The organism is Rhizobium sp. BT03 (assembly GCF_030053155.1).
Classification (GTDB): Bacteria; Pseudomonadota; Alphaproteobacteria; order Rhizobiales; family Rhizobiaceae; genus Rhizobium.
This window is the reverse complement of record NZ_CP125640.1, coordinates 3111484-3135007: the sequence shown is the minus strand read 5'-3', so window position 1 is coordinate 3135007 and position 23524 is coordinate 3111484. Positions and strand designations below refer to the sequence as shown.

Below are 23524 nucleotides of genomic sequence, written 5' to 3'. Positions count from 1 at the left end.
TCCGGCATTTGCCAAATCAGTTCCCTCTCCGTCGACGCGGAGAGGGATATCGAAACCGCAACTTCCCGAAATTATGTCCGGCTTCCGGGATCGAGCTGCCGGCGCATCGTCACCAGAAACTGCTCGGCAAGCGCCCGGTCCTCGACCGCACGGGCGAGGATGACGGCGCCCATCATCGAGGAGAGGGTGGTGGCGGCATTGGCGCGGCGTTCCTCTTCGCTCTTTCCGGGAACGATATCGGCGAGCGTGTCGACCAGCACGGAGAGCCCGTCGCTGAAGACCGCGCGCACCGCACCGCGGCTGCGGCTCACCTCCTGGATCAGCGTCGCAAAGACGCAGCTGCCGCCCGGATCGTCGACCGTGCGCCAGTGGATATAATGATCGAGAAGCGATTCCAGCGGCCGGTCGGGAGAATTGGCGATATGCTCCTTCCAGCGCGTTTCGACCTTGTCGATCAGCTTACGGCTGACCTCCAGCGCCAGCTCGTCCTTCGAAGCGAAATGCCCGTAAAAACCGCCATGCGTCAGCCCCGCCGCCTTCATGATGTCGGCGACGCCGACCCCGTCGAAACCGTTCTCGCGAAAGAGCACGCCGGCAACGCCCAGGATTTTCTCTCGGTTTTCGGCAAATTTCTCGCGGCTGACCCGCATTTTCATCTCCAGAAATAGTCACTTGACAAAATATATGACGTCCATCATGAATACGCAAGAAATATGATGACCATCATGTAAATCAGGCCTCTATTCTCCCGAAACCGAATCCAACGGAATTTCGCCCATGGTCTCTACAGCCCTTGCCTCTACCCTTGCCCGGCGTAACATCCACTACGGCTGGGTCGTTGTCGCCGCAACCTTTCTCACCATGCTGGTCACGGCCGGCGCCATGGGCGCACCCGGCGTGCTCATCAAGCCGCTGCAGGACGAGTTCGGCTGGGAGACCTCGCAGATTTCCTCGGCCCTTGCCATCCGCCTGATCCTGTTCGGTTTCATGGGCCCGTTCGCCGCCGCCTTCATGAATTATTTCGGCGTGCGCAAGGTCATCGTCTTCGCCTTAGCGCTGATCGGCGCCGGCTTTATCGGTTCGCTGTTCATGACCACGCTGTGGCAGCTGCTGCTGCTCTGGGGCATCGTCGTCGGCTTCGGCACTGGCCTGACGGCCATGGTGCTCGCCGCGACGATCTCCACCCGCTGGTTCACCAAGCATCGCGGCCTTGTCGTCGGCATGCTCTCGGCGAGTTCGGCCACCGGCCAGCTCGTCTTTCTGCCGCTGATGGCGGAGCTGACGCAGCGCTACGGCTGGCGCTCGACGGTGTTTTTCGTCTGCGCCATGATCATGGTCGCAGCCCTTGCCGTGCTGGCCTTCATGCGCGACCGGCCGGCCGACCTCAACCTGCCCGCCCTCGGCGAAACGCATGTAACGCCGCCGCCGGCAGGCACCTCTCTCGGCGTCGCGCTGATGACGCCGATCACTGTGCTCAGGGAAATCTCCAGGACATCGACCTTCTGGATCCTGTTTGCCACCTTCTTCATCTGCGGTCTCAGCACCAACGGCCTGATCCAGACCCATTTCGTCACCCTCTGCGGCGATTTCGGCATCGTGCCGGTGGCCGCCGCCAGCGTGCTCGCCGTCATGGGCATCTTCGATTTCTTCGGCACGATCGGCTCCGGCTGGCTCTCCGACCGCTTCGACAATCGCTGGCTGCTGTTCTGGTATTACGGTCTGCGCGGCCTGTCGCTGCTCTACCTGCCCTTCAGCGACTTCAGCTTTTACGGCCTCTCGATCTTTGCCGTCTTCTACGGCCTCGACTGGATCGCCACCGTGCCGCCGACCGTCAAGATCGCCGCCGACCGCTTCGGCCGCGAAAAGGCCGGCCTCGTATTCGGCTGGGTCTTTGCCGGCCATCAGCTGGGCGCGGCTACCGCCGCCTATGGCGCCGGCCTGTCGCGCACGGAGCTTTCGAGCTATCTGCCCGCCTTCTTCGCCGCCGGCGCCTTCTGCCTGCTGGCCTCGATCCTGGCGATCACGCTGAAGAAATCCGGCCTGAGCGCCCCGGCGCCTGCTGGCGCCCATTGACATTAGAAAGCGTCCGGCCTCGACACGAGGCCGGATCTCTCTACCGGATCAGTCTGATAACTTCGCTTGCCCGTCTTGCGCGTGCGGGCGCTCGCATGTTAGACAGCCGCCCGTTCACTCCGTTGCCCCATTGGCGGAATTGGTAGACGCGCTCGACTCAAAATCGAGTTTCGAAAGAAGTGCTGGTTCGACCCCGGCATGGGGCACCAGCCTCCGCTCTGTGAGCTTCGGCTCGGCGAGCCGAAGCTCACAGAGCGGAGGCTGTCGCGCCGCAGTTCCGTCAGGAACGAAGGCGGACTGGTTCGATGGCGCTCCGGTCAGCAACACCATCATCTCGAAATTGAGCTGTGCCTCCGCATCGGCAAACTGACGCGGAGGCTCGCAACGAATTCGCATCCGAAAAAACTACTTGTTCTTCAGCAGCCACATCTTGCCGGCCATGGTGATGCCGTAGACGTCTTTTGCGCCGTCGTCATCGAGATGCCGCCGCTCGAGGAAACCCGGTTCCTTCAGCTCGCCCAGCGTCTTGGCGGTGACCGATTTGATTTTCTGGGGCCGCTCTTTCCAACGGTCGTTTTTCGCGTAGGTTACCGTCGCGTTCTGATGCGTCCATTTATTGGCCGGCTGAGGGTAAAGGTCTCCATCCCTGGCGAGTTTCAGTGCGGCGATCTGGGACGGCGTAAGTTCAATCATACTCGAAAATCCTGTGCAGGCGGTGTTTGCGCTGGGAATGCGCTTCTACCAAAGGCGTGCTCATAACACCGACGGACGCGTTTCACCACTGCAATGAGGCCATAGGCGCCATGAAAGGCGAAAACCCGGCTCTTTGAACCGGGCTTCGTCTTTGTTTCGGATTGTTCGTTAGTTGCAACGCCGGACGGTTTTGGTCACTTCGCCGTCGTCGGTCTGGCGGGTCACGCTTCTGGTTTCGCAGCCATTGTCGCGATAGCGGCGGTGTTCGCGTTCGCGCACCGCGCCGAAAGTAACGCCACGCTCGCTGATGGTGATGCCGGGTCTGACCCGCTCATGACGATAACCGTCATCATAGGAACGTTCCCTGACATAGACGCTGTCGGCGAGAACAGGCGCTGCAAACGAGCAGGCGGCAAGGGCCGCCACAGTACAATTCAGGATGATCTTCCGCATGTCGTTTCTCCTTTCTGGATGAAAGGCCAACGAGACAAGACGCAACTGGTTCCAACATCATCGGCCGCCCGACCGTGCCGCAGACGACAGCAGACGAGTTCTGCGCCTCATCGCAACGATTGAGAACAACGCACCGCCATCCGCCAAATCGACTGTTTAATTTTGCCTGCACTTCGTACAGAGTGGCCGCCGCTATCACAGGAAGGGTCGGACGTGCATCAGGAAGTAGGGCTCATCGCGACGGTTGCCGTCAGTTTCGTTTTCGCGGCGATCCTGGGTTATGGCGCCGACCGGCTGCGGCTGCCGCCGCTGGTCGGTTACCTGATGGCCGGCATCCTGATGGGGCCGTTCACGCCGGGCTTCGTCGCCGATACCGCCCTTGCCGGCCAGCTCGCCGAAATGGGCGTCATTCTGCTGATGTTCGGCGTCGGCCTGCATTTTTCCGCCTCCGACCTGCTCGCCGTGCGGGGGATCGCCGTGCCGGGCGCGATCGGGCGGATTATCCTCGCCACCCTGTTGGGCATTGGCCTTTGCAAACTCTGGGGCTGGAGCCTCGGCGCCGGCATCGTCCTCGGCCTCAGCCTGTCGGTGGCCAGCACCGTCGTTCTGCTGAAGGCGCTGGAGGAGCGCAATCTCGTCAACGCGCCAAGCGGGCGCGTCGCCGTCGGCTGGCTGATCGTCGAGGATCTGGTGATGGTGCTGGCGCTGGTGCTGCTGCCGGCGCTCGCCGAGCTTCTCGGCGGCAACGCCGCCGCGACCACCAATCACGGCCTCGGAGAACTTTCCCTGGCGCTGACGATCGGCCTGACGCTCCTGAAGGTGGCGGGTTTCGCCGCCATGGCGATCTTCCTCGGTCCGCGCATCGTGCCCTGGCTGCTGACGATGATCGCCCGCACCGGCTCACGCGAACTGTTCACGCTGACGGTGCTGGCGATCGCGCTCGGCATCGCCTTCGGCTCGGCGGCAATCTTCGGCGTCTCCTTTGCGCTCGGCGCCTTTTTTGCCGGCGTCGTCATGAGCGAATCCCAGCTCAGCCACAGGGCGGCGGCCGACTCGCTGCCGCTGCAGAACGCCTTCTCCGTGCTGTTCTTCGTCTCCGTCGGCATGCTCTTCGACCCGTCTATCCTGGTGCGCCAGCCGCTGGCGGTGATCGGCGCGCTGGCGCTCGTCATCCTCGGCAAGGGCATCATCACTTTCGCGATCGTCATGCTGCTGCGCTATCCGATCGGCCTGGGGCTGACATTGGCCGGCGGTCTTGCCCAGATCGGTGAGTTCTCCTTCATCCTCGCCGGCCTCGGCGTCTCGCTCGGGCTGCTGCCGCATGAGGGCCAGGATCTGATCCTTGCCGCCGCGATCCTGTCGATCACGCTCAACCCGATCGTGATCCTGGCGACCGACGGGTTGAAGAAATTTGCCCATGCAAAATGGCCCTCCCTTTGGGAAAGCTACGGCAGGAAGCGGCAGAAAGCGCTCGGCAAGGAGCTGGAGAAGATCAGGGCGCTCGGCGAGGAGCGCGAGCGCGAGCATCAGCTTAAAATGCAGCAGCTGATCGAGACTTTTCCGTTGTTCTCCGAGGTCGACGAAGACGCGCAGGAGGAACTGCTGCTGCTGTTCAAGGCGAAATCCGCTCCACCAGGCGAACGCGTTATCCGCCGCGGCGACCGCGGCGACGGCATGTATTTCATTTCTTCGGGGGCGGTGGAAGTCCGGCTCGCGAGCGGCGCGATCCGCCTGGAACCCGGCGCCTTCTTCGGCGAAATGGCGCTCTTGAGCGGCGGACGGCGCACCGCCGACGTCATCGCCGTCGACTTCTGCCAGTTCGAGGTGCTCGAACGGCGCGACTTCAACATGTTCATGTCGCGTCATCCCAATCTGCGCGCCGCCGTCAGCGAAATGGCCCAGAAGCGCACTGAAATGAACGACCTGCGTCAGCAGTGGGAAAAGTCGATGGACCTCTCCTGACGCAACACCGATGCATGTCTCGGAATTGCGATAAAGCATGTCGCGCAAAAGTGTGCCGCGGTTTTTCCCAGGCAAAGCGGGAAGCGCTTTTGCCGCAACGACATGCTTGAAAACAAAGGCCTAAAGCGCGTCGCATGAATCAAGTTTGACGCGACGCGCTTTAGCGCGATCGCCTCAGCCGGCCGGCCAATAGCCGTCGGCGCGGAAATCCTCCGGGATCGGGTCGAGCCGCGACAGGCTCTCGGCTGCGAAATCGATCTGCAGCGACAGATATTTAAGCGACGCCAGCATCGGCACGCCGGTCGCAAATTCCCGGATGCGCGACGGATGATAGCCGCTCTCGCTCAGCCGCCGCGCCGCCTCGCGGCGCACATCGTCCCGGCTCGGCCTGCCGCCCTCTTCGGGCCGCTCAGCCATCTGCGCGGCCTGCCCGCGGCCGCCTTCGATCACTTTGAACATTTCACGCCACCCTGCACGTCGCCCCACATCAGCTGGCGCATGATGTCGTCCGCCCACATTTTCGGCATCATGCTCTGAGACAGCTTGCTGCAGAATGGCCGATTCGCCATCCCGTGAAATCTTGGGAGAGGCGGCGAGGCCCCGCATCACGAAATTTTTAGGCGGCGGGTGGCACGAAGGACACGGGCGAGCATTTACAGCGCCACGCATGGCCCCTAAAGCTTTTTGCACCGCAACAGGAAGGGAATGGAATGCTTCGCAGACTTTACGACTGGACCATGTCTCTGGCCGCGCGCAAATCGGCCGAAGTCTGGCTCGCCGTCATCGCCTTCGTCGAAAGCTCCGTCTTTCTCGTCCCCGCCGATGTGCTGTTCCTGCCGATGGCGCTTGCCAAGCCGGAACGCTCCTATCGCTACGCGCTGATCGCGACCATCGCTTCCGTGCTCGGCGGCATCGCCGGCTGGGCGCTCGGCTTTTACGCCTTTGAGACGGTGGCGCGGCCGGTTCTCGAATTCTACGGCAAGCTCGACGCCTTCGAAGACATGAAGGCCTATGTCACCTACGAGTGGATCCTGCTGCTGCTCGTTACATCGGGTCTTGCGCATCTGCCGCCGATCAAGATCGTCACGATTCTCTCCGGCGTCATTCACGTCAATCTGGGTCTTTTCATTGTTTCGGCGATTGTTGCACGCGGCGCGCGTTTCCTCTTCCTCGCCTGGCTGCTGCGCCGCTACGGCGAGCCGATCCGTGATTTCATCGAGAAGCGCCTCGGCCAGATCGTCGGCATCGGCGCCACTACGGTGATTGTGCTATATGTCGGCTACCGCTCTTTCGCTCACTAAAGCATTTCGTTTTTCTTCGAATACCGAAATGCTCTATCTCTGTAATTTTATGCAATTCCGGACGCAAAAACAAAGAGCTAAAGCGCGAGGAGCGAATCTGAAAGATCGCGACGCGCTTTAAGCCAAACTCTCGCGGAGTTCCGCCATGACTGCCACCGCCTCGCCTCTCGCCCGCCCCGGCTTCGTCTATTCCATATTGCTCGCCATCGGCATGGCGGCGGCAGTCGGCACGGCGCTTGGTTTCCAATATATCGGCGGCTATATTCCCTGCGCGCTCTGCCTGCTGCAGCGCCAGCCTTACTATTACGCCATCCCGATCGCCATCCTCGCCGCTATTTCCGAGCTCGTCGGCCTGCCGAACTGGATCACCCGCGCGCTCATTCTCGCCGCCGGCATGCTGATGCTGGTGACGGCCGGCATGGGCGTCTATCACGCCGGCGTCGAATGGCATTTCTGGCCCGGCCCGTCCACTTGCTCGACCACCGCAAGCAGCATGACGACCAATGCCGGCGATCTGCTCGGCGAGCTCAACACGATCAAGGGCCCGTCCTGCACCGATGCGGCGCTGCGGGTGCTCGGCCTGTCCTTTGCCGGCTGGAACGTGATTGCCGGAATCCTGCTTGCCGCCTTCGCTTTTGTCGGCGTTCGCAAGGCGGCCTAAGACGGCTTGCTCAGGGCTGCAGTTCGGTATCCCAGTAGAGATAGTCGAGCCAGCTGTCGTGCAGATAGTTCGGCGGAAACAGCCGGCCGTTATTGTGCAGATCCTGCACCGTCGGCTGATAGGGCTTCTGCGCCGGGAACATGCCTGCCTGCTTGGGAAGCTTGCTGCCCTTGCGCAGATTGCAGGGCGAGCAGGCGGCCACGACATTCTCCCAGGTCGTCTCGCCGCCATGGGCGCGCGGGATGACGTGATCGAAGGTCAGATCGTCATGGGCGCCGCAATACTGGCATTCGAACCGGTCGCGCAGGAAGACGTTGAACCGGGTGAAAGCGGGATTGCGGGACGGCTGAACATAGGTCTTGAGGCACACGACACTCGGAAGCCGCATCGAAAAACTCGGTGAGGAAACCGAATGTTCATACTCTGCGATGATGTTCACACGGTCGAGAAATACCGCCTTGATCGCGTCCTGCCAGGACCACAGCGACAAGGGGTAATAACTCAGCGGCCGGTAGTCAGCGTTCAGGACGAGCGCTGGCAGGGCCTGGGGGGAGACTGCAATCGTCAAGGGACTCTCCTGATCGATTCGGCATCTGCACCTGTATATTAGGCCGGTTGTTACAGGATTGTGAAGTCCAATAAATTCAGAGGATAAAGGCAATTTGAAGAGTATCGCCGATCAGCCGGTCGGCACCATGTCGCGGCGCGTTTTCGTGGCGTAATAGGCCCAGAAAAGCCGTGCCGCCACCGAGCGCCATGGCGACCAGGCTTCCGCCAGCGCGGTCAGCGCCTTTGCCTCGGGCCGTGCCGCGAGACCGAATGCCGCACCGACGGCACTCTGCAGCGCGACGTCGCCGGCCGGGAAGACATCGGCATGGCCGCCGCAGAACATCAGATAGACCTCCGCCGTCCACGGACCGACGCCCTTCAGCGCGGTGAGTTCGCCAAGCGCGTCTTCGGGCGGCTTCAGGCAGAGCCCGGCAAGATCGAGCTGGCCGGAGGCAACGGTTTCGGCGATCCGCGACAGGGTATCGGCCTTGGCGCGCGACAGGCCGAAGTCGCGCCAGGCTTCGGCGTGAAGCAGCGCGTAGCCTTCGGCGGTCAAGAGGCCGTCGGCCGGCTGCATCCGCCGCCAGATCGCCTCGGCGCTGGCGCGCGACACCATCTGCGAGACGATGATGTGGGCAAGGCCGGCAAAACCCGGTTCGCGCAGCCGCAGCGGCACAGGCCCGGCCTCCGCCGCGATCGGCACAAGCCGCGGATCGAGACGGAGCAGCGCTTCGAGCCCTTGCCTGACGTCGTCTTCGTTGCGGATGATCTGCACATCGCCTCGCAGTGGTTCGAAACCCAAATCCATGGCAGAAGAAAGCATGACCACGAGCGAGCGTCAAAAACCTGTCTTTCGTTTTGCGCCGAGCCCCAACGGGCAGCTGCATCTCGGTCATGCCCTCTCGGCCCTCCTGAACCGCGACATGGCGGAGGCCGAGCATGGCCGCCTGCTGCTGCGCATCGAGGATATCGACCAGACGCGCTGCACGCCCGAGTTCGAGGCCGGCATCCTCAGGGATCTCGACTGGCTGGGGGTCGGCTGGGAAAGCCCGGTGCGGCGGCAGTCGGAACATTTCCCCGAATATCAGGCGGCACTGCACACGCTGATCGACCGCCGACTGGTCTATCCGGCCTTCCTGACGCGCGGCGAGGTGAAGACGCGCGTCACCGCCTATGAGGCGGCCGGTAAATCCTGGCCGCGCGATCCCGACGGCACGCCGCATTATCCCGCCAACGATCGCGAGCGGCCGGAAGACGAATGGCTAGAGATGCTGGCCTCGGGAAAGAAACATGCCTGGCGGCTCGATATGCGCAAGGCGCTCGACCTGATCGGCGAGCTCTTGTTCTGGACCGAAACCGGCGACGGCAGATCGGGCGAGATCGCCGCCGAGCCGGAAGTCTGGGGCGACGTCATCCTGTCGCGCTCGGACGCCCCGTCGAGCTATCATCTCTCCGTGGTGGTCGACGATGCGCTCCAGGGCGTCACCCATGTGGTGCGCGGGCTCGACCTCTTCCACGCGACATCGGTGCACCGGCTGCTGCAGGTGCTGCTCGGCCTGCCGCAGCCTGTCTATCATCATCATCGCCTCATTCTCGATGCTGCCGGCCGCAAGCTTTCGAAAAGCGACGGCGACAGCGGGCTTGGCGACCTGCGCGCCCGCGGCATGTCAGGGCCCGATATTCGCCGCCTTGTCGGGCTCTGATGGCCTTTCGACCCGCTGCCTGCCGACAATCGAAAGCGTGTGGGAAAACATCCGGAAAACACGGAATTTGATCAGCGCCGCATTGATCTCGGCGCCGATGATGAAGATGACGCCGACCATATAGAGGAAGATCAGCACGATCATGACCGAGGCGAGACCGGCATAGGTTGCGGTGTAGTTGGCGAAGGTCGCCAGATAATAGGCAAAGATCAGCGCCCCGGCAAGCCAGAGCAGCAGGGTCAGCAGTACGCCCGGAATGACGTCGAAGACCCGCCGTTTGCCGGCCGGCAGCCAGAGATGCATGACCAGCAGCCCGACGGTCAGCACCACAAGCGTGCCGTAGATGCGCCAGCTGAAAACGATCTCGAGTGTATCGGCAAACAGCGGAAACCAATTCCTGGCATAATCGAGCGCCAGCGGCACGGCGACCAGCAGGATGCTGATTGCCGCAAAGATGATCACCGCGATCAGCACATAGCCGAGGCTGGCGAGGCGGGTGAAATACCACGGCCGCGTCTCCTGCACCCGGTAGGCGCGGTTGAGCGAGATGCGCAGCGCCTCGACGCCGTTCGAGGCGAAATAGGCGGCCGCCAGCACCGAGATCGTCAGCAGCCCGCCGCGCGGAATGGTCAGCACCTGCAGCACCTGGTCGGCGAGCGGCTTGGCGATCGCTTCCGGCCAGGTGTCGAAGATCAGATGGATGGCGGTCGAGGAAAATTGATCGGCGCCGAGGAAGCTTGCCAGCGCCGTGCCGAAGATCAGGAAGGGGAAAACCGCAAGCAGGCTCGACAGCGCCACATGGCTCGCCATGGCGAAGCCGTCATCCTCGACCATGTGACAGATCGCGTCATAGACCACGTCGTAGATCGTGCGCAGCGCCTTCGGCATTCCGTCCCCGGCTTTCCAGATTGTATCATCTGGCCGAATATGGGAAACGAGTCCCATTTTGTACAGGAATCATTCCATGGCGGCAGAGCGCAGCATCGTCGTGACCGGATGCTCGTCCGGTATCGGCGCTCATTGTGCGCGGGCGCTGAAAGCCGACGGCTGGCGCGTCTTCGCGACGGTGCGCAAACCGGAAGACCTGCCGGGCTTGGAAGCGGACGGCATCGAAGCCTTGCTGATGGACTATGCCAGGAGCGAGACGATTTCCGATCTCGTCGGCGCGGTGCTGGAACGCAGCGGCGGCCGCATCGATGCGCTCTTCAACAATGGCGCCTACGGCCAGCCGGGCGCCGTCGAGGATCTTTCGACGGCAGCGCTGCGCGCCCAGTTCGAGGCGAATTTCTTCGGCTGGCATGAACTGACGCGGCAGGTGATTCCGGCGATGCGCAGGCACGGCCGGGGCCGGATCGTGCAATGCTCGTCCATTCTCGGCGTCGTGCCCTATCGCTATCGCGGCGCCTACACCGCTTCCAAATTCGCGCTCGAAGGCCTCAGCATCACGCTGCGCATGGAGCTGCAGGGCAGCGGCATCCATGTGAGCCTGATCGAGCCGGGGCCGATCGCCACACGTTTCACCGCCAACGCGCTCGCAAAGATCAAGGAGCATATCGACCTTGAGAATTCGCCGCACGCGGCCGACTATGTCAGGCAACTGGCAAGACTCGATGGATCCGGCCCAGTCAGCCGCCACAAGCTCGGCCCGGAAGCGGTCTATTCCGTCTTGAAGCACGCATTGAACTCGAAAAATCCAAGGCCACATTATCCTGTAACGACACCGGCTAAACAGGGCATGTTCCTGAAGCGGCTGCTTCCGGCAGACCTCTTCTACCGCCTGATGCGCTGGACGGACTGAGAAAGCTGAATGCCATGTCCACGGTCACCTATATCCTTGCGATCATCGTCATGGGCCTCGTCGCCCTCGTGCTGATCCGCGGCCTCTTCAACATGATGAAGGGCGGCGACGCCAACCGTTCCAACAAACTGATGCAGCTTCGCGTCCTGCTACAGGCCATCGCCGTCATCCTGATCATGCTGACACTCTGGATCACCGGCGGCGGCCGGCCGACGTGAGGAACCGTGGGAGGGCATTTTTGATGATGGACAGAAATGAAGGAGGAAAGGTGAGCGCCGGCTTGAGGAAGCACCTCGACGCGGTGTGCGTCAGTATGCCGGGGCGAGTTTGGCTAAAAGGCCAACCCCACCCTCCGTCATCCTCGGGCTTGACCCGAGGATCCATCCCCGTAGCCGCTGATGGATGCGGTGTGGATGCTCGGGTCAGGCCCGAGGCTGTCCGGTTCGTACCAACGGCTGTCCCTCACCCTAACCCTCTCCCCGTAAAAAACGGGGAGAGGGGACGCGCCCTGCGAGACGTTGGCGAGGGACGGAGAGGCTGCGGCATGTCCCCTTCTCCCCGTTTTACGGGGAGAAGGTGGCGGCAGCCGGATGAGGGGCGTGGTGAGACGCCGCCCGACGCGGTTGCTCTCTACGCACGGGCAAATTTGGCGAAAATGCCAACCCCACCTTCCGTCATCCTCGGCCTTGAGCCGAGGATCCACGCCGCGGCCGCTGACGCATGCGGTGTGGATGCTCGGGTCAAGCCCGAGCATGACGGAGGATGGGGTGGTTCAGCCCTCCCGACCACCGGCGGTGCAGCATGGTAAAGCTCAACAAGATCTACACCAAAACCGGCGACGACGGCACAACCGGGCTGGTTGCCGGCCCGCGCCGGACGAAGGACGATCTGCGCGTCGAGGCCTATGGCACGATCGACGAGGCCAATTCCGCGATCGGCCTGGCGCGGCTGCACACATCAGGCCTGCCCGAACTCGACGCCATGCTGATGTCGATCCAGAACGATCTCTTCGATCTCGGTGCCGATCTTGCCACCCCCGATACCGGCGAGCCGCCGGCCTATGAACCGCTGCGGATCGTCGAGACGCAGATCGACCGGGTGGAGCGCGATATCGACCGGTTGAACGCCGGCCTGGAGCCGCTGAAATCTTTCGTCCTGCCGGGCGGCAGCCCGGCCGCCGCGCAGTTGCATCTGGCCCGCACGATTGCGCGTCGCGCCGAACGTCTGATGGTGGCGCTGGCCCGCACCGACGGCGAAATCGTCAGCGAACCGGCGAGAAAATATGTCAACCGGCTCTCCGATTTCCTCTTCGTCGCCGCACGTCATGCAAATGACCGGGGCCAAGCGGATGTGCTTTGGGTTCCGGGAAAAAACAGATAGGCTTGCCGCGATCACGATCGCCGGGGGGCCGGATGTTCATACCATTTCACGACGCCAATACGCTGAAACATATCAAGGTCCAGTGGGTGACGCTCTCGCTGATCGCATTGAATGTCGCGGTCTGGCTCTTGACCAGCCTGGAGAGCGAGCAGGCAGCCCAGGCAACGATCGTCGGGCTCGGCTATATCCCGGCGATCGCCTTTGGCGACGCGGTGCTGGCGCAGGGGCTGGAAATCGTGCCGGAGCCGCTGACTTACCTCACCTATGCCTTCGTCCATTCCGGCTTCTGGCATCTGGCCTCCAACATGATCTTCCTCTGGGTTTTCGGCGATAATGTCGAGGACGCGATGGGACATCTGCGCTTCCTGATTTTCTATCTGCTCTGCGCGGCCGCCGGCGCGCTCTGCCACGGCCTGCTGACCATGACCTCGCAAGCGCCGCTGGTCGGCGCCTCGGGGGCGATCTCCGGCGTGGTTGCCGCCTACGTCATGCTGCATCCGCGCGTCAGGGTCTGGGTGCTGGTATTCTTCCGTCTGCCGCTGCCCCTGCCGGCCTTCGTGCCGCTGCTTTTATGGATCGGCCAGCAGTTTTTCATGCTGGCGATCGCACCCGACGGCGACGTGTCCTGGGGCGCCCATGTCGGCGGCATCCTTGCCGGGGCTGTCCTGATCCTGGTGCTGCGCCGACAAGGTGTGCCGCTCTTCGACCGGGAAATCGTCACGCCCCGGGCTGTGAAAAGTGATGCCGGCACCGGTCCGGCCATCAGCGCCGACGCCGCCGGGCGGAGGATTCAACGCCTTCCCTGGGGGCGGCGCCGACAAGAATATTGACGTGAACGTAAACGTTCATATATTGCCCGGCAAATCGCTCGCCGGCGACAGGGAAGCGTTGAATTTGGAGGAAAAGCGCGTATCCATGTCGCCATTCGACAAATGAAATGGCGCCCGAACGCGCATTTTCGCTGAAGCCAGTTTCTCCCGAAGGAAGGACCCCCATGAAGATTCTCGTGCCCGTCAAGCGCGTCGTCGACTACAACGTGAAGATCCGGGTGAAGCCGGATGGTTCCGGTGTCGAGCTTGCCAATGTGAAGATGTCGATGAACCCGTTCGACGAGATCTCGGTGGAAGAGGCGCTGCGTCTGAAGGAGGCCGGCAAGGCTGAGGAAGTGGTGGTGGTGTCGATCGGCCCTGCGAAGGCCGAGGAGACGCTGCGCACGGCGCTTGCCATGGGTGCCGACCGGGCGATCCTGGTCGAGACCGACGATGCCGTCGAGCCGCTGGCGGTCGCCAAGATCCTCAAGGGTGTGGCCGATGCCGAACAGCCGGGATTGATCATCGTCGGCAAACAGGCGATCGACGATGACAGCAACCAGACCGGCCAGATGCTGGCGGCCCTGCTCGGCACCGCCCAGGCGACCTTCGCCTCGAAGATCGAGATCGAAACCTCAGGTTCTGGGGGCAAGGCAACCGTGACCCGCGAGGTCGATGGCGGTCTGCAGACGATCGAGATCAAGCTGCCGGCGGTGATCACCTCGGATCTGCGTCTCAACGAACCGCGTTATGCCTCGCTGCCGAACATCATGAAGGCGAAGAAGAAGCCGCTCGACAAGAAGAGCCCGGCCGATTTCGGTGTCGACACGACGCCGCGGCTGAAGGTGCTGAAGACCGAGGAACCGTCGGGCCGCAAGGCCGGCGTCAAGGTCAAGTCTGTGGCCGAGCTGGTCGACAAGCTCAAGAACGAAGCCGGCGTGCTTTAAGGCAGGAAAGAGAGAACACCATCATGACCATTCTTCTTCTGGCCGACCACGACAATGTCAGCCTTTCCGACCAGACCGCCAAGGCGCTGACGGCAGCGACCCAGATCGGCTCCGACATTCATGTTCTCGTCGCCGGCAAGGGCGCCAAGGCTGCGGCCGATGCCGCCGCCAAACTCACCGGCGTCTCCAAGGTACTGCTGGCCGAAAGCGACGAACTTGCCAACAATCTGGCCGAACCGCTTGCCGACCTGATCGTCTCGCTCTCCGCCAGCTACGACACGATCCTCTCGGCCGCCACCTCGGTCGGCAAGAACGTGCTGCCGCGGGTCGCCGCCCTGCTCGATGTCGCCCAGGTCTCGGAGATCATCGAAGTGATCTCATCCGATACCTTCAAGCGGCCGATCTATGCCGGCAATGCCATCCAGACGGTGCAGGCAAGCGATGCCAAGAAGGTCATCACCGTGCGCACCGCCTCGTTTGCCTCGGCATCTGAAGGCGGTTCGGCGACGGTGGAGGCAATCCCGGCAATCTCCAATCCGGGTCTGTCGCGTTTCGTCGGCGATGCGCTGTCGGCCTCCGACCGTCCGGAGCTGACCTCGGCGAAGATCATCCTTTCCGGCGGCCGGGCGCTCGGTTCTGCCGAGAAGTTCAGGGAGGTCATCCTGCCGCTTGCCGACAAGCTCGGCGCTGCCGTCGGTGCATCCCGTGCGGCCGTCGATGCCGGTTATGCGCCGAACGACTGGCAGGTCGGCCAGACCGGCAAGGTCGTCGCGCCGCAGCTCTATATTGCCGCCGGCATCTCCGGGGCGATCCAGCATCTGGCCGGCATGAAGGATAGTAAGGTGATCGTCGCCATCAACAAGGACGAGGAGGCGCCGATCTTCCAGGTTGCCGACTACGGCCTCGTCGCCGATCTGTTCGAGGCCCTGCCGGAACTGGAAAAGGCGCTCTGAACACGTCGCGCGAAGACCGAAAGCGCGAGAAGCGAATCTAAAAGATCGCGGCGCGCTTCAAACGCGCCAAATGCCTTTCTTTCGCACTTGCGAATGACTGGAAAATTATCTTTTATCGGTCTACTACTGCTGCCGGGCGATCCTTCGTCCGGCAGCATGCTAAAAAATGCGGCAGCGCGGGGGCGAATGCCGTGCGGGGGTTTGGAGATGAATGCGGTGTTGAAGAATATTGGGATTATCGGTGCCGGCCAGATGGGCTGCGGCATCGCGCATGTTTCGGCCGCCGCAGGTTACAGGGTTCACATCTACGATCTCTCGCAGGATCGCATCGAGTCCGGCCTTGCCACCATCAATGGCAACCTGGCCCGTCTGGTGACGAACGGCAAGATGACCGAAGAGGAACGCAAGTCGACCTTGTCGCTCATCACAGGCTCGTCCGATGTCAACGATCTCGCCCCGTCCGATCTCGTCATCGAGGCGGCCACCGAGGATGAGACGGTCAAGCGCAAGATCTATGCGCAGGTCTGTCCGGTCCTGAAGCCGGAAGCGCTGCTCGCGACCAACACCTCTTCCCTTTCCATCACCCGGCTTGCTGCCGCCACCGACCGCCCCGAACGCTTCATGGGCATTCATTTCATGAATCCGGTGCCGGTGATGAAGCTGGTCGAACTGGTGCGCGGCATCGCCACCGATGAGAAGACCTTCTCCGCCGCCAAGGAATTCGTCGGCACGCTGGAAAAGACCATCACCGTCGCCGAGGATTTCCCGGCCTTCATCGTCAACCGCATCCTGCTGCCGATGATCAACGAGGCGATCTACACGCTCTATGAAGGCGTCGGCACGGTCGACGCCATCGACACGGCGATGAAGCTCGGCGCCAACCATCCGATGGGACCGCTGCAGCTTGCCGATTTCATCGGCCTCGACACCTGCCTCTCGATCATGCAGGTGCTGCATGACGGCCTGGCGGACTCGAAATACCGCCCCTGCCCGCTGCTGGTGAAATATGTCGAAGCCGGCTGGCTCGGACGCAAATCCGGCCGCGGCTTCTACGACTATCGCGGCGAAGTGCCGGTCCCGACGCGGTAAGTAAGCAAGCATCACCAGAAAGGGCGAATGGACCCCACGCCCGTGACGTGCTTTCCTTGCCGTGAACGGGAGGAAACGCCATGTCGACTGAAACACCGATGTTCCTGCTGCAATGCTGCGTGCTTATCGGACTTGCCGGCGTTTTCCTCATCAGAGGAGATGGCGACTCCTGAGCGATAGCCTTACGACCCAATCACGCCCTTGATCAACGCCTTGGCATCGTCGCTGTCCCAGGCAGCCGGGCCGTTCATCGCCGAAATCAGGCATCCCTTGTCGTCGAGCAACAGCGTCACCGGCAGCCCCATGGCGAGGCCCTCCTTCTTCAGGCTGTTGAACACCGCAATCGTATTGTCGCGATAGAGCTGCAGCGCATCGACGCCGGTCTCGGCCAGGAAGGTCTTCGGCTTCTCGTCATCGCCGCTGTCGATATTGACGGGCACGACCTGGAACTTGTCGCTGCCCATCTCCTTTTCCAGCGCGTTCAGCGCCGGCATCTCCTCACGGCAGGGCACGCACCATGTCGCCCAGAGATTGAGGAGCACGGTCTTGCCGGCGAAATGATCGAGCGTCAGCGGCTTGCCGTCCGGGCCGTTGAAGGAGACCGCGGTCAGCTTGCGTGGCTCATAAGCGGCGACCATGGCGGCCACCTGCCCCTTCATCAGCGGCGTGACGCTGGCGATGCGATCCCGGGTCAGCTTGCATTCGGCCGACGCCGTTTCACCGCCACCATTGCCAATCCCCGTCTCCTTCACGTATACCGCTGCCGCACCGGCAACGACGCCCGCAACGGCCGCTATCGCGATCCATTTCACGGATGGCAGCCCGAGGGATTTCTTTGTCGTCATTTCATTCTCCAGGACATGCATTCAAGGCGGGCACCTTCATGGCCGACACCACGGATACCAAATCTTCAAACCAGATGTGGGGCGGACGCTTCGCCTCCGGCCCGGACGCGATCATGGAGGAGATAAATGCCTCGATCGGTTTCGACAAGAAGCTTTTCGCGCAGGATATCCGCGGTTCGATCGCCCACGCGACCATGCTCGCCCATCAGGGGATCATATCGGCCGACGATAAGGACAAGATCGTTCACGGGCTAAACACGATCCTGTCAGAAATCGAAAGCGGCAATTTCGAATTCTCGCGCCGGCTCGAAGACATCCATATGAATATCGAAGCGCGCCTGGCGACGCTGATCGGACCGGCGGCCGGCCGGCTGCACACCGCCCGCTCGCGCAACGACCAGGTGGCGCTCGACTTCCGCCTCTGGGTGAAGGAAGAACTCGAGAAGACCGAGAAGATGCTGACCGGCCTGATCGCCGCCTTCCTCGACCGTGCCGAAGAGCATGCCGAAAGCGTCATGCCGGGCTTCACCCATCTGCAGACCGCCCAACCCGTGACCTTCGGCCATCATTGCATGGCCTATGTCGAAATGTTCGGCCGCGACCGCTCGCGCGTGCGCCACGCCATCGAACATCTGGACGAAAGCCCGATCGGCGCGGCGGCCCTTGCCGGCACCGGTTATCCGATCGACCGCCATATGACCGCCAAGGCGCTCGGCTTCCGCGAGCCGACCCGCAACTCCATCGACACCGTCTCCGACCGCGACTTCGCCATCGAATTCCTGTCGATCGCCGCGATCGCAGGCATGCACCTGTCGCGCCTGGCCGAAGAGATCGTCATCTGGTCGACGCCGCAATTCGGTTTCGTGCGCCTCTCCGACGCCTTTTCGACCGGCTCGTCGATCATGCCGCAGAAGAAGAACCCGGACGCCGCCGAACTGGTGCGCGCCAAGACCGGCCGCATCAACGGTTCGTTGGTCGCCCTCTTGACGATCATGAAGGGCCTGCCGCTCGCCTATTCCAAGGACATGCAGGAAGACAAGGAACAGGTCTTCGACGCGGCCGAGAGTCTGGAACTGGCGATCGCCGCCATGACCGGGATGGTGCGCGACCTGACCGTCAACACCGCGCGCATGAAGGCGGCGGCCGGCTCCGGCTTTTCGACGGCGACCGATCTTGCCGACTGGCTGGTGCGCGAAGCGGGCCTGCCCTTCCGCGATGCCCATCACGTCACCGGCCGGGCCGTGGCGCTTGCCGAAAGCAAAGGCTGCGACCTTGCCGAACTGCCGCTATCCGACCTGCAGGCGATCCATCCTGATATCACCGACAAGGTCTACGACGTGCTGACCGTCGAAGCCTCGGTCGCCAGCCGCAAGAGCTTCGGCGGTACCGCACCCTCCGAAGTCCGCCGGCAGATCGCCTTCTGGCGCGCCCGCAACTGAGAGATATCGGGCGGCGCAAGCCGCCGCGGCTTGCCGCATAGGCGGCAAAGACCGTCCAACAATCAGGGTGCACAAGGCGGATAAACTTCGCTATGACAATGTCCATCAAAATGCCGCCGAAGAGGATATCCATGCAGAAGAGCTTGCCGCACCTCGTCCGCCTGACGGCGGTTCTCGCCGTCATCGGCCTTGCCGTTGCCGGATGCGGGCGCAAGGGCGATCTCGATCCGCCGAGTGCTGCGGCAACCAAGGAAGGTGACGTTTCCAAGCCGACGAAACAGCCGGGAACCGTCGACAAGCCCTTCCTTCTCGATCCTCTTCTTTAAGGCGTGAACCCGTGAACCATTTCGAATACCGCGACGGCGTCCTGCATGCCGAAAACGTCCCCGTTCCCGAGATCGCCAAGGCGGTCGGCACGCCCTTCTACATCTATTCCACAGCGACGCTGGAGCGCCATTTCCGGGTCTTCTCCGAAGCCTTCGCCGATATGGACTCCATGGTCTGCTACGCGATGAAGGCCAATTCGAACCAGGCGGTGCTGAAGACGCTCGGCCGCCTCGGCGCCGGCATCGACGTCGTCTCCGAAGGGGAGCTGCGCCGCGCGCTCGCCGCCGACATCCCGGCCAGCCGCATCATGTTTTCGGGTGTCGGCAAGACGCCGCAGGAGATGGATTTCGCTCTCGAGGCAGGCATTTACTGCTTCAACGTCGAATCCGAGCCCGAGCTTGAAATCCTCAACCAGCGCGCCGTCAAGGCCGGCACGAAAGCGCCGGTCTCCTTCCGCATCAATCCCGATGTCGATGCGAAGACGCATTCGAAGATCTCGACCGGCAAGAAGGAAAACAAGTTCGGCATCTCCTGGGAGCGTGCCCGCGCCATCTATGCCCATGCCGCCAAACTGCCGGGCATCGAGGTCACCGGCATCGACATGCATATCGGCAGCCAGATCACCGAATTGCAGCCCTTCGACGACGCCTTCAAGCTGCTGCACGATCTTGTCGCGACGCTGCGCGCCGACGGCCACACCATCGATCACGTCGATATCGGCGGCGGCCTCGGCATCCCCTATAAGGACGACAACAATCCGCCGCCGCTGCCGGACGCCTATGCGGCGATCGTCAAAAACCAGCTGCGCGGCCTCAACTGCAAGATCATCACCGAGCCCGGCCGCCTGATCGTCGGCAATGCCGGTATCCTGGTGACCGAAGTCCTCTATGTGAAGGACGGCGGCGAGAAGACCTTCGTCATCGTCGACGGCGCGATGAACGATCTGATCCGCCCGACCCTCTACGAGGCCTATCACGAGATCCGCCCGGTGACGATTTCGGCGGCGAACGCCCCGCGCATCCGCGCCGACGTCGTCGGCCCCGTCTGCGAGACCGGCGACTACCTGGCCCTCGACCGCGAGATGGCGATGCCGAAGCCCGGCGACCTGATGGCCGTCAGCACGGCCGGCGCGTATGGCGCGGTGCAGGCCGGCACCTATAACAGCCGGCTGCTGGTGCCCGAGGTTCTGGTCAAGGGCAACGATTTCCATACGATTCGCCCGCGCAGAACCTATGCAGAGCTGATCGGCCTCGACTCCGTTCCCGCCTGGCTCGACTAAGCAGCCATCACTTTTTGGCGAATAAACGTGAAAAGCCGGTATTGCCGGCCGCTCGCCCTCGCCTTCGCCACAAAGAGTGTTATCCTTGTCAGCCATGAGCGTATTGCCCTGCAATCGCCGGAAGCGCCCTCTGTTCCAGAACGCCAGATCGCGGAGACCGGACCGATGACAAGCCCCTCAAGGCAGAGGAAAGGTGCGTTTGCGCTCCGCCCCTCGCTTGCCCGGCTGGTGACGACAAAACGCCTGCTGGCGCGCGTGGTGCTGTTTTTCGAGCAGTTGCTGCCGCCCTTGGTGCCGGTCCTGGCAGTCGTCGCCTTTTATCTCTCGGCCTCCTGGTTCGGGGTCTTCCGCAGCGTGCCGGACTGGCTGCGCATCCTGCTGCTGATTGCCTTTGCCGCCGCCTTTCTCGTCTCGCTCCTGCCCTTGCGCAGCCTGCGCTGGCCGGGCGTCGCCGAAGCCGACCGCATGCTGGAAGAGCGCAACGGCCTGCCGCACCAGCCGGTCACCGTCCAGGAAGACGAACCGGCCTTCGATACGCCTTTCGCCCGGGCGCTCTGGCGCGAGCACCAGACCCGCATGGCCGAAAAGATCGCCGCCCTCGATGCCGGACTGCCGCGGCCGGATATCGCCGCGCATGACCGTTTTGCGTTGCGCGCCGTGCCGGCGCTGCTGCTGGTCACCGCCTTTGCCTATTCGCTCTCCATCAACGGCGGCGCGCTCGGCGACGCGTTTCAGGCAGCACCCGAGCAGGTAACGGTCGATCCGGCGGTGCGCATCGACGCCTGGGTGACGCCGCCCGCCTATACCGGCCGCGCCCCGGTCTACCTGACCGCCGACGGCAGCGAGCAGGCGCCGATCGGCATTCCGCAGTTTTCGGGCCTCACCGTTCGTGTCAGCGGCGGAAAGACAGCCGAAAAGGTCGTATTCCGCAAGGCGAACGGCCAGGCGCAGGATATCGCCGTGCAGGCGGACACCAAGCCGCAGCAGACGGCGGCAGGCGGCGAACAGCCGAAGACGGCCCCGGCCGGCCAGGCCTCCACCGGCCAGCCCCCCGCCAACCGGGCACTTGTTGCGCAGACGCATGTGATGAAGCTCGAAGAGAATGGCGCCCTCGAAGTCAACGGCCGCCGCTGGAGTTTCGATGTCCTCCCCGACAAGGCGCCGGAGATCGCCTTCGACGGTTTGCCGAAGCCCAGCATCAATGGCGCGCTCGAAATCGGCTTTACCGTCAAGGACGATTACGGTGTCCAGGAGGCGCATGCGGAGATCGTTCCTCTGGAAAACGATCCGACGGCGACGCCGCTCTATCCCTTGCCGGAATACCGGCTGGATATTCCCCGCCGCAACGCCCGCGACGCCAAGGGCGTGACCAGCCGCAACCTGACCGAACATCCGCTTGCCGGCAAGCGCGTGCGCGTGACGCTCGTCGCCAAGGATGGCGCCGGCCAGACCGGCCGCAGCCCGCCGCATGAGATGGTCCTGCCGTCGCGGCCCTTCAACGAGCCGCTTGCCGCGGCCGTCGCCGAGGAGCGGCAGGTTTTCGCGCTCGACACCCGCAAGATGCCGCAGGCGATCGCACTGAACGAGGCGCTGACCATCCGTCCCGAGGAGACCATCCCTAAGCTCACCAATTATCTGCTGCTGGAATCCGCCTTGACGCGCATGAAGCTCGCAAAAAGCGACGAAGCGCTGAAGGATACGGCTCAGTATCTGTGGGAGATCGCTCTCGGCATGGAGGACGGCGATCTTTCGCTTGCCGAGCGCAAGCTGCGCGAGGCTCAGCAGAAACTTGCCGACGCGTTGGACCGCAACGCGCCGGACGAAGAGATCAAGAAGCTGATGGATGAGCTGCGCAAGGCGATGCAGGACTATATGAGCGAGCTTGCCCAACGCATGCAGAACGCGCCGATGCAGCCGAACCAGAACGCCCAGAACATCCTGCGCCAACAGGATCTGGAACGGATGATGGACCAGATCGAGAATCTCGCCCGCTCCGGCAATCGCGACGCAGCCCAGCAGATGCTGTCGGAATTGCAGCGCATGATGAACAACCTGCAGGCCGGCCGGCCGCAGCGCGGCCAGCAGAGCCAGGAAAACAGCGAGGCCCGCAAGCAGATCGACAAGCTCGGCGAGATCCTGCGCGACCAGCAGAAGCTGATGGAACAGACCTTCCGCCTCGATCAGCAGCTCAGGGACCGCATGCAGCGCGGCGACATGGGCGAGAACGATCCGCTGCTCGACGAGATGAACCCTGGAGAGAACGGCGAGCCGCAGGATCAACAGCAGGGCCAGCAAGGCAAAGACGGGCAGCAGCCCTCCGACCAGATGACCGCCGAGCAGCTGCGCGAGGCGTTGAAGCAGCTGCGCACCCAGCAGGATGCGCTCGGCAAGCAGCTCGGCGAATTGCAAAAGAGCCTCGGCGAATTGGGCATGAAGCCCGGCCCCGGCTTCGGCCAGGCGCAACGCGAGATGGAAGGTGCGGGCCGTGAGCTCGGCCAGGGCCGCGGCCAGCCGGCCATCGAGGGCCAGGGCCGCGCGCTCGAAGCGCTTCGCCAGGGCGCCCGCGAGATGATGAACCAGATGATGCAGGCGCAACAGGGCCAGCAGGGCCAAGGTCCGAACGGCCAGGTGGGCCAGGGGGATCAGAACGGCCGCGACCCGCTCGGCCGTCCGCGCCGGGTCCAAGGGCCGGATTTCGGCGACAACAGCGTGAAGGTGCCCGACGAGATCGACGTTCAGCGCGCCCGGGAAATCCTCGACGCGATCCGCGAAAAGCTCGGCAACAATCCGCCGCAGGAAATGGAACGGCGGTATCTCGAACGGTTGCTGGATATTCAGTAAGGCTTACGCCGCCGTATAATGGATCGGCGGCGCGCTAGAGCCTTTCCTGGTCAGATTGAAGCATTCTGCCGGAGCAGGTTTTCGTCAGGGCAGAGGCGATTGGCGAAGGGCATACCCCTTGGTACGTCCGAGCCGATCGCCTCTGATCCTGGCGGAAAGATGCCCGGCCCACCGGCCGCGCCGCTTCGCCGTGGCGAAGCGATAAGTGCGTCCGGCGATTCCTAAGTCTTGCAGATTTGCCAGGCAAATCTGCGGGAGGGTTGGCTGAAACGGGTCGGATGGTCGACCGGCCGGCTTGGCCGTAGAACTGGGCTACGACGCGCGCTGGCCGGTCGACCATCCGACCCCGTTTGAGCCAACAGAATGCTGCAATCTAACCAGGAAAGGCTCTAAGCGATATGTCACGCAAAACCGTGCATGAC

General features: G+C 62.9%; 24 protein-coding genes and 1 tRNA gene. 17 read left to right on the top strand and 8 right to left on the bottom strand.

Translation table 11 applies throughout. The features are described 5' to 3' along the window. Positions 1-71: 71 nt before the first annotated feature. Positions 72-650, bottom strand: coding sequence for a TetR/AcrR family transcriptional regulator (locus tag QMO80_RS15410; RefSeq protein WP_283197336.1), 579 nt, complete (start codon positions 648-650; stop codon positions 72-74). 127 nt (positions 651-777) lie between these two features. Here QMO80_RS15410 and QMO80_RS15405 point away from each other — a divergent pair, with 127 nt between their 5' ends. Beyond that, on the top strand, positions 778-2073 hold the full coding sequence (locus QMO80_RS15405; protein WP_283197335.1) for an MFS transporter: 1296 nt from the start codon (positions 778-780) through the stop codon (positions 2071-2073). Between the two features lie 124 nt (positions 2074-2197). After that, positions 2198-2282 (top strand) — tRNA-Leu (locus QMO80_RS15400). Positions 2283-2478: 196 nt separating this feature from the next. Here QMO80_RS15400 and QMO80_RS15395 read toward each other — a convergent pair. Both QMO80_RS15395 and QMO80_RS15390 read right to left on the bottom strand, forming a co-directional pair. Further along, complete coding sequence (locus QMO80_RS15395) at positions 2479-2766, bottom strand: hypothetical protein (protein ID WP_085738536.1); 288 nt, start codon at positions 2764-2766, stop codon at positions 2479-2481. A 168-nt stretch (positions 2767-2934) separates the two neighbouring features. Next, entirely contained in the window at positions 2935-3219 is a 285-nt protein-coding gene (locus QMO80_RS15390; protein WP_064840878.1) for a hypothetical protein, read from the bottom strand. A gap of 213 nt (positions 3220-3432) precedes the next feature. Between QMO80_RS15390 and QMO80_RS15385 the strand changes: the two genes are divergently transcribed. After that, positions 3433-5181 (top strand): cation:proton antiporter, encoded by a 1749-nt coding sequence (locus tag QMO80_RS15385; protein ID WP_283197334.1) that lies wholly within the window; start codon positions 3433-3435, stop codon positions 5179-5181. Positions 5182-5355: 174 nt separating this feature from the next. Here QMO80_RS15385 and QMO80_RS15380 read toward each other — a convergent pair whose 3' ends face one another. After that, the gene (locus QMO80_RS15380) at positions 5356-5640 is read right to left on the bottom strand and encodes a hypothetical protein (RefSeq protein WP_283197333.1); all 285 of its coding nucleotides are present in this window, start codon (positions 5638-5640) and stop codon (positions 5356-5358) included. A 251-nt stretch (positions 5641-5891) separates the two neighbouring features. Here QMO80_RS15380 and QMO80_RS15375 point away from each other — a divergent pair, with 251 nt between their 5' ends. Together QMO80_RS15375 and QMO80_RS15370 are read left to right on the top strand one after the other, a co-directional pair. Further along, positions 5892-6482: a YqaA family protein gene (locus tag QMO80_RS15375; protein WP_283197332.1), complete on the top strand. Its 591-nt coding sequence runs from the start codon at positions 5892-5894 to the stop codon at positions 6480-6482. A gap of 145 nt (positions 6483-6627) precedes the next feature. Beyond that, positions 6628-7143, top strand: a complete 516-nt coding sequence (locus tag QMO80_RS15370) for a disulfide bond formation protein B (protein WP_283197331.1) — start codon at positions 6628-6630, stop codon at positions 7141-7143. A 10-nt stretch (positions 7144-7153) separates the two neighbouring features. Here the strand turns inward: QMO80_RS15370 and QMO80_RS15365 are convergent, their stop codons facing one another. Beyond that, complete coding sequence (locus QMO80_RS15365; RefSeq protein ID WP_004671754.1) at positions 7154-7711, bottom strand: HNH endonuclease; 558 nt, start codon at positions 7709-7711, stop codon at positions 7154-7156. A gap of 111 nt (positions 7712-7822) precedes the next feature. Further along, positions 7823-8515 (bottom strand): DNA-3-methyladenine glycosylase, encoded by a 693-nt coding sequence (locus QMO80_RS15360; protein ID WP_283197330.1) that lies wholly within the window; start codon positions 8513-8515, stop codon positions 7823-7825. Between QMO80_RS15360 and gluQRS the strand changes: the two genes are divergently transcribed. Next, entirely contained in the window at positions 8514-9395 is an 882-nt protein-coding gene (gene gluQRS, locus QMO80_RS15355) for a tRNA glutamyl-Q(34) synthetase GluQRS (RefSeq protein WP_283197329.1), read from the top strand. The genes QMO80_RS15360 and gluQRS overlap by 2 nt on opposite strands. On the opposite strand, the gene QMO80_RS15350 is transcribed toward gluQRS, so the two are convergent. After that, a complete protein-coding gene (locus QMO80_RS15350) occupies positions 9360-10283 on the bottom strand; it encodes a YihY/virulence factor BrkB family protein (RefSeq protein ID WP_054182497.1) in 924 nt (307 codons plus the stop codon). The two genes, gluQRS and QMO80_RS15350, sit on opposite strands and share 36 nt — an antisense overlap. A gap of 76 nt (positions 10284-10359) precedes the next feature. Between QMO80_RS15350 and QMO80_RS15345 the strand changes: the two genes are divergently transcribed. From QMO80_RS15345 to QMO80_RS15315, 7 genes are all read left to right on the top strand, one after another. Next, complete coding sequence (locus tag QMO80_RS15345; protein ID WP_283197328.1) at positions 10360-11193, top strand: SDR family oxidoreductase; 834 nt, start codon at positions 10360-10362, stop codon at positions 11191-11193. 14 nt (positions 11194-11207) lie between these two features. Next, positions 11208-11411, top strand: coding sequence for a twin transmembrane helix small protein (locus QMO80_RS15340; protein ID WP_064840887.1), 204 nt, complete (start codon positions 11208-11210; stop codon positions 11409-11411). A 583-nt stretch (positions 11412-11994) separates the two neighbouring features. Then, positions 11995-12573 carry a cob(I)yrinic acid a,c-diamide adenosyltransferase gene (locus QMO80_RS15335; RefSeq protein ID WP_283197327.1) on the top strand — a complete coding sequence of 193 codons (579 nt, stop codon included), beginning with the start codon at positions 11995-11997 and terminating at the stop codon, positions 12571-12573. Between the two features lie 32 nt (positions 12574-12605). Beyond that, complete coding sequence (locus QMO80_RS15330; RefSeq protein WP_283197326.1) at positions 12606-13403, top strand: rhomboid family intramembrane serine protease; 798 nt, start codon at positions 12606-12608, stop codon at positions 13401-13403. Between the two features lie 164 nt (positions 13404-13567). Then, complete coding sequence (locus QMO80_RS15325; protein WP_283197325.1) at positions 13568-14329, top strand: electron transfer flavoprotein subunit beta/FixA family protein; 762 nt, start codon at positions 13568-13570, stop codon at positions 14327-14329. Positions 14330-14352: 23 nt separating this feature from the next. Further along, positions 14353-15282 (top strand): electron transfer flavoprotein subunit alpha/FixB family protein, encoded by a 930-nt coding sequence (locus tag QMO80_RS15320; RefSeq protein ID WP_283197324.1) that lies wholly within the window; start codon positions 14353-14355, stop codon positions 15280-15282. A 207-nt stretch (positions 15283-15489) separates the two neighbouring features. Continuing rightward, positions 15490-16371, top strand: coding sequence for a 3-hydroxybutyryl-CoA dehydrogenase (locus QMO80_RS15315; protein ID WP_018069239.1), 882 nt, complete (start codon positions 15490-15492; stop codon positions 16369-16371). 182 nt (positions 16372-16553) lie between these two features. On the opposite strand, the gene QMO80_RS15310 is transcribed toward QMO80_RS15315, so the two are convergent. After that, complete coding sequence (locus tag QMO80_RS15310) at positions 16554-17216, bottom strand: TlpA disulfide reductase family protein (protein ID WP_283197323.1); 663 nt, start codon at positions 17214-17216, stop codon at positions 16554-16556. Between the two features lie 38 nt (positions 17217-17254). Here QMO80_RS15310 and argH point away from each other — a divergent pair, with 38 nt between their 5' ends. The 4 genes from argH to QMO80_RS15290 all read left to right on the top strand — a co-directional run bounded on the left by argH (position 17255) and on the right by QMO80_RS15290 (position 23102). Continuing rightward, positions 17255-18655, top strand: coding sequence for an argininosuccinate lyase (gene argH / locus QMO80_RS15305; protein WP_283197322.1), 1401 nt, complete (start codon positions 17255-17257; stop codon positions 18653-18655). A 131-nt stretch (positions 18656-18786) separates the two neighbouring features. Next, positions 18787-18981, top strand: coding sequence for a lipoprotein (locus tag QMO80_RS15300; protein WP_003543301.1), 195 nt, complete (start codon positions 18787-18789; stop codon positions 18979-18981). A gap of 11 nt (positions 18982-18992) precedes the next feature. Then, positions 18993-20261, top strand: a complete 1269-nt coding sequence (gene lysA / locus QMO80_RS15295; protein WP_283197321.1) for a diaminopimelate decarboxylase — start codon at positions 18993-18995, stop codon at positions 20259-20261. A 165-nt stretch (positions 20262-20426) separates the two neighbouring features. Further along, positions 20427-23102: a TIGR02302 family protein gene (locus QMO80_RS15290; protein WP_283197320.1), complete on the top strand. Its 2676-nt coding sequence runs from the start codon at positions 20427-20429 to the stop codon at positions 23100-23102. The last annotated feature ends 422 nt before the right edge of the window (positions 23103-23524 follow it).

Bases quoted from the DNA above. Each gene is read 5' to 3' on its own strand.
- QMO80_RS15410 (WP_283197336.1), bottom strand. From the start codon at position 650: ATGCGGGTCAGCCGCGAGAAATTTGCCGAAAACCGAGAGAAAATCCTG.
- QMO80_RS15405 (WP_283197335.1), top strand. From the start codon at position 778: ATGGTCTCTACAGCCCTTGCCTCTACCCTTGCCCGGCGTAACATCCAC.
- QMO80_RS15395 (WP_085738536.1), bottom strand. From the start codon at position 2,766: ATGATTGAACTTACGCCGTCCCAGATCGCCGCACTGAAACTCGCCAGG.
- QMO80_RS15390 (WP_064840878.1), bottom strand. From the start codon at position 3,219: ATGCGGAAGATCATCCTGAATTGTACTGTGGCGGCCCTTGCCGCCTGC.
- QMO80_RS15380 (WP_283197333.1), bottom strand. From the start codon at position 5,640: ATGTTCAAAGTGATCGAAGGCGGCCGCGGGCAGGCCGCGCAGATGGCT.
- QMO80_RS15375 (WP_283197332.1), top strand. From the start codon at position 5,892: ATGCTTCGCAGACTTTACGACTGGACCATGTCTCTGGCCGCGCGCAAA.
- QMO80_RS15370 (WP_283197331.1), top strand. From the start codon at position 6,628: ATGACTGCCACCGCCTCGCCTCTCGCCCGCCCCGGCTTCGTCTATTCC.
- gluQRS (WP_283197329.1), top strand. From the start codon at position 8,514: ATGACCACGAGCGAGCGTCAAAAACCTGTCTTTCGTTTTGCGCCGAGC.
- QMO80_RS15360 (WP_283197330.1), bottom strand. From the start codon at position 8,515: ATGCTTTCTTCTGCCATGGATTTGGGTTTCGAACCACTGCGAGGCGAT.
- QMO80_RS15350 (WP_054182497.1), bottom strand. From the start codon at position 10,283: ATGCCGAAGGCGCTGCGCACGATCTACGACGTGGTCTATGACGCGATC.
- QMO80_RS15345 (WP_283197328.1), top strand. From the start codon at position 10,360: ATGGCGGCAGAGCGCAGCATCGTCGTGACCGGATGCTCGTCCGGTATC.
- QMO80_RS15340 (WP_064840887.1), top strand. From the start codon at position 11,208: ATGTCCACGGTCACCTATATCCTTGCGATCATCGTCATGGGCCTCGTC.
- QMO80_RS15335 (WP_283197327.1), top strand. From the start codon at position 11,995: ATGGTAAAGCTCAACAAGATCTACACCAAAACCGGCGACGACGGCACA.
- QMO80_RS15330 (WP_283197326.1), top strand. From the start codon at position 12,606: ATGTTCATACCATTTCACGACGCCAATACGCTGAAACATATCAAGGTC.
- QMO80_RS15325 (WP_283197325.1), top strand. From the start codon at position 13,568: ATGAAGATTCTCGTGCCCGTCAAGCGCGTCGTCGACTACAACGTGAAG.
- QMO80_RS15320 (WP_283197324.1), top strand. From the start codon at position 14,353: ATGACCATTCTTCTTCTGGCCGACCACGACAATGTCAGCCTTTCCGAC.
- QMO80_RS15315 (WP_018069239.1), top strand. From the start codon at position 15,490: ATGAATGCGGTGTTGAAGAATATTGGGATTATCGGTGCCGGCCAGATG.
- QMO80_RS15310 (WP_283197323.1), bottom strand. From the start codon at position 17,216: ATGACGACAAAGAAATCCCTCGGGCTGCCATCCGTGAAATGGATCGCG.
- argH (WP_283197322.1), top strand. From the start codon at position 17,255: ATGGCCGACACCACGGATACCAAATCTTCAAACCAGATGTGGGGCGGA.
- QMO80_RS15300 (WP_003543301.1), top strand. From the start codon at position 18,787: ATGCAGAAGAGCTTGCCGCACCTCGTCCGCCTGACGGCGGTTCTCGCC.
- QMO80_RS15290 (WP_283197320.1), top strand. From the start codon at position 20,427: ATGACAAGCCCCTCAAGGCAGAGGAAAGGTGCGTTTGCGCTCCGCCCC.